General features: G+C 77.3%; 4 protein-coding genes. All 4 read right to left on the bottom strand.

From position 1 onward, the window contains the following. Positions 1–127 precede the first annotated feature (127 nt). Positions 128–1,108, bottom strand: a complete 981-nt coding sequence (locus tag GA0115240_RS26790) for a DUF5914 domain-containing protein (protein ID WP_093740496.1) — start codon at positions 1,106–1,108, stop codon at positions 128–130. Next, positions 1,105–2,130: a phytoene/squalene synthase family protein gene (locus tag GA0115240_RS26785; RefSeq protein ID WP_093740495.1), complete on the bottom strand. Its 1,026-nt coding sequence runs from the start codon at positions 2,128–2,130 to the stop codon at positions 1,105–1,107. Before GA0115240_RS26785 ends, GA0115240_RS26790 begins: the two co-directional genes overlap by 4 nt. Continuing rightward, a complete protein-coding gene (crtI, locus tag GA0115240_RS26780) occupies positions 2,127–3,677 on the bottom strand; it encodes a phytoene desaturase family protein (RefSeq protein ID WP_093740493.1) in 1,551 nt (516 codons plus the stop codon). Before crtI ends, GA0115240_RS26785 begins: the two co-directional genes overlap by 4 nt. Further along, on the bottom strand, positions 3,674–4,399 hold a 726-nt coding region (locus GA0115240_RS26775), incomplete at its 5' end, for a polyprenyl synthetase family protein (protein WP_176725180.1). The genes GA0115240_RS26775 and crtI, both read right to left, overlap by 4 nt.

Below are 4,399 nucleotides of genomic sequence, written 5' to 3'. Positions count from 1 at the left end.
CGCGGCCGGACCGCGGGCCTGCGCGCACTGAACCGGCTCGACCGCCCGCTGAGTCCCACCCGCCCCGGCGGGCTCGACGGTCCGGGTGGACCGGGAGCCCCGCCGGGGCGCCGGGGGCGGTCGCCGCTCAGCCGGGGAAGCGGCCGGTGCTGCGCAGCCACCAGCGGCGTTCCGCGTAGGCGAGGTCGTCGCGCCACAGCCGGCCGGCCGCGGCCCGCATCAGGGGGCGCAGCAGCGGGGCGGCGGCGCGGGCGGCGGCGAAGCCCGGGCGGGCGGAGGTGGCGATGACCGCCTCGACGACGGCGGTACGGGGCTGCCCCCGGTCGTCCGGGCCCAGGGGGGTGGCGTGCGTCTCGACGGCGGAGCCGCGGCCCTCGCCGTCGGTGATGTGCATGACGACGGTACGGGGTTCGGGCGCGCTGAACACCGCCCGCACCGGGACCACCATGCGGCCGGCCACCTTGAAGGAGACCCGGACGGCGAAGGAGTCCTCGTCGCCGGGCTCCTCGACGGTGAGGTCCACGAAGGAATAGGGGTGGAACCACGCCCCGTGCCAGGGATCGAGGCGGTTGGCCACCACGTCCCGCGGTTCGCAGCGGCCGGTGGCGGTGAAGACGGCGGTCACCGCCGCGCCGGCGGCCGGGCGGGCCGGGAGCACCGGCCGGTCCAGCGGTTCCTCGCCGCCCACCGCGTCGAGGCGGACCCAGGCGAGCACGCCGTCGTCGTGGGCGGGCAGCGGCGACCATCCGGCGGTGGCCGCGCCGTTGAGGGCCAGGCCGTGCCAGTGGCAGCGCAGGGTCCCGCAGCGGACCACCGCGTCCTTGAGCGGCGCCCCCAGGTGCGGGCACGCGCCGGGCCCGGCCACGAGCCGGCCGGCGGCGTCGCGCCAGGCGACCACCTCGACGCCGGCGACCGTACGGCCGAAGGGGCGGTCGGCGGTGATGCCGCTCGCGGCGCCGAGGACGTACCAGTTGCCCGACGGGCGGTGCTCCGCGCGTTCGAGCGCCGCCTCGATGAGGGCCGGCCGGGCGTCGGGCCAGGTCGGGCGCTGCTGGTCCCAGGGCACCGCGCCGCGGCGGAGGGTGAGCGGGATGCGGTCACGGATCATGCGGCCTCCTGGGCCTGGGTCAGGGGCCCGGGTCCGGACGCCCCTCGCGCTGCCCGCCGGGCGCGCATCCGGGCCGCGCCGACCCGTACCAGGCCGTCCAGCGCGACCGAGGCGCGGACGTGGCGCGGTACCGCGGCCCGGCGGTGCAGCGCCGCGTAGCCGTCCTGCTCGACCGCGGTGACGATGCCGCCGTACAGCACGCAGGCGGTGCGGATGCAGGGGCGGGCCACCGGGTCCAGCATGGCGATGCCGGGGACCGCCCGGTGGTAGAAGCCGCGGGTCAGCGCGGCGAAGTCGGCCAGGGCGGCGGTGATCCGGCGGTCGCGGCGGCCGGTCTCGCGGCTCCACAGCAGGCGCGCCCGGTCGACGCCGCGGGCGGCGAGCAGATCGGCGGGCAGGTAGACCCGGCCCCGGTCGAGGTCCTCGCCGACGTCCCGCAGGAAATTGGTGAGCTGGAAGGCGACGCCGAGGGCCGCCGCGTGCGGTTCGGCCTCCTCCCGGGGGACGACGTGGCCCAGGACCGGCAGCATCTGCAGGCCGATGACCGCGGCCGAGCCGTGCATGTAGCCGCACAACTCCTGGAAGGTGGGGTAGTCGGCGACGCTGAGGTCGGACCGCATCGAGGCCATGAAGTCGGTGAAGTGCCGGTGGTCGATGCCGTAGACGCGGGCGGTGTGCGCCAGGGCGCGCACCACCGGTTCGGCTCCGGCACCGCCGTCGGTGGCGGCCGCGTCGGCGGTGGGGCCGGTTCGCAGGCCGCGGTCGAGTTCGCGGGCCAGATCGGCCAGGCGGGCCTGCCGCTCGGCGGTGGTGGCCGTGCTGCCGAGGTCGTCGACGATGTCGTCGGCCCAGCGCGCGAAGCCGTAGAGCGCGTGCACGGCCGGGCGGCGGGCGGCCGGGAGCAGCCGGGTGGCCAGGAAGTACGTCCGGCCGTGCCGGGCGTTGAGCAGCCGGCACCGCAGATACGCGGCCCGCAGCGCCGGGTCGTGGATGCCGGCCGCGTCGAGTTCGTGCCGGGTCATGACGCGTCGTCTCCCGTCGCGGCGAGCTGCCGGGGTGGCACCGGGCGGCCGGGCAGGGTGCGCCCGCGCGGTGCGCCGGTGACGCGGGCGGCGGCGAGCTTGCCGGAGATCAGTACGGTCGGCACGCCCACGCCCGGGGTCGTACCGCAGCCGGCCAGCACCGCGTTGTCCACCCCGCGCACCAGGTTGGCGGGGCGGAACGGTCCGGTCTGGGCGAAGGTGTGCGCCAGCGAGAAAGGCGTGCCGGCGGCGTGCCCTTGCGCGGTCCAGTCGGCCGGGGTGACCAGGCACTCCTGCTCGATGGCGGCGCCGAGTCCGGCCAGGCCGCGCCGTTCGAGTTCTGCCAGCAGGCGGTCCCGGTAGCGCGGGCCCAGCTCACCCCACTCGGCCGCGCCCGGTCCGATGTCGGTGTTCGGACAGGGCGCCAGGATGTAGTGCAGATGGCGGCCCGGCGGCGCCAGATCGGGGTCGTGGGTGGTGGGCCGGGTGATGAGCAGCGACGGATCGCTCATCAGCCGCCCGGAGACGGTGAGTTCCTCGAAGGTCTGCTGCCAGGCGGCGCCGAAGGAGATGGTGTGGTGGGCCAGTTCGGGCCAGGTGCGGTCGGTGCCGGCGTGCAGGACGACGGCGGACGGGGAGTGCCGCAGCGGCAGCGGCCGGTGCGGGGTGCGGCCCAGCAGCCGGTAGGCGGTGGGCAGTTCGACGCTGAGCACGACCGCGTCGCAGGGGATGCGCTCGTGCTCGGTGACGACGGCGGTGACACGGCCGGCGCGCTGCTCGAGCCGGGTGGCCGTCCGGCCGTAGCGCAGGTCGGCGCCGGCCGCCTCGGCCGCGGCGGCCAGCGCGCGGGGCACGGCGTGCATGCCGCCGCGGGGGAAGTACACGCCGGCCACGGTGTCCATGTAGGCGATCACGGCGTAGGCGGCCAGCGCCCGGGCGGGCGGCACCCCGGCGTAGAGCGCCTGGAAGGAGAAGACCCGGCGCAGCCGCTCGTCGTGGAGGTGGCGGCCGATGGCCGCGTCGAGCCGGCCGAAGCCGCCGAGGGCGGCGAGCCGGGCGAGATCGGGGTGGAGCAGCTGCAGCGGCGAGTCGAAGTTGGTGTCGATGAAGCGGCGCATCTGGGCCTGGTACAGGGCCTCCAGCCAGCCGCGCAGGCGCCGGTAGCCGGCGGCTTCACGGGGGCCGGCGAAGGCCCGGACGGCGTCCTCCATCGCGTCGGCGCGGGTGTGCACGTCGAGGCTGCTGCCGTCGGCGAAGCGGGCCCGGTAGGCGGGGTGCAGTTCGATGAGATCCAGGCGGTCGCGCAGGCTTTCGCCGACCGCGGCCAGCGGCTCCTCCAGCAGGTGCGGCATGGTCAGTACGGTGGGCCCGCTGTCGAAGCGGTAGCCGCCCCGGTCGATGCGGCCGGCCCGGCCGCCGGGGAGGTCGGCGCGCTCCACCACGGTGACGCGGCGGCCGGCGCCCAGCAGGTGCAGCGCGGCGGCGAGCCCGGACAGGCCGGCGCCGACCACCACGACATGGCCCGTCGGGCCGGGAATCGACTTCATCGCCCGTTTCCTTCCCCGCGGTCCGGCTGCCCAGTCGGGCGCGGGCCGGTGTGCCGGGCGGCGGTGCCCGGGGTGCGGCCGGCCGCCGCGGCCAGCACCGCGAGCAGCCGGTCCCGGGCGGCCGGCTCCAGCCGGGCGTCGAGCAGCCGGGTGCGGGCGACGGCGGCGAGCCGGTCGATGAGGGACTGGACCTGGGCGGTGGCCCCGGTGGCGACCAGGACCTCGCGGACCCGGTCGAGGGCGGCCGGGGACAGGTCCTGGTCGCCGAGCGCCTCGTCCAGCACGCGCAGCGACGCGGGGTCGCTACGGGCGCGGCGGGCCGCGGCGGCCACTAGATAGGTGACCTTGCCCTCGCGGATGTCGTCGCCGGTCGGCTTGCCGGTCAGCCGCGGGTCGCCGAAGACGCCGAGCAGGTCGTCCCGGAGCTGGAAGGCGATACCGGCGCAGCGCCCGGCGTCGCGCAGCGCGCGCCGGGTGGCCGGATCGGCTCCGGCCAGCGCGGCGCCGAGCAGGAGCGGGCTCTCCACCGAGTAGCGCGCGCTCTTCAGGAACGCGGTGCGCATGGCGCGGCCGGGCGAGCGGGAGGCGGTCACCTGGGCGTACAGGTCGAGGTACTGGCCCGCCACCACTCTCGGTGCGCATCCGCGCGCCACACCGGTCGCCAGCCGTGCGCGCGCGGCCGGTGTCAGGGCGGCGTCGGCGATCGCGTCGTCGGCCCAGGC

Origin of the sequence: Streptomyces sp. DvalAA-14 (genome assembly GCF_900091855.1) — a bacterium.
Classification (GTDB): Bacteria; Actinomycetota; Actinomycetes; order Streptomycetales; family Streptomycetaceae; genus Actinacidiphila.
The sequence above is the reverse complement of the archived record's forward strand: the minus strand, read 5'-3'. Positions and strand labels throughout refer to the sequence as shown.

Bases quoted from the DNA above. Each gene is read 5' to 3' on its own strand.
- GA0115240_RS26785 (WP_093740495.1), bottom strand. From the start codon at position 2,130: ATGACCCGGCACGAACTCGACGCGGCCGGCATCCACGACCCGGCGCTG.
- GA0115240_RS26790 (WP_093740496.1), bottom strand. From the start codon at position 1,108: ATGATCCGTGACCGCATCCCGCTCACCCTCCGCCGCGGCGCGGTGCCC.
- crtI (WP_093740493.1), bottom strand. From the start codon at position 3,677: ATGAAGTCGATTCCCGGCCCGACGGGCCATGTCGTGGTGGTCGGCGCC.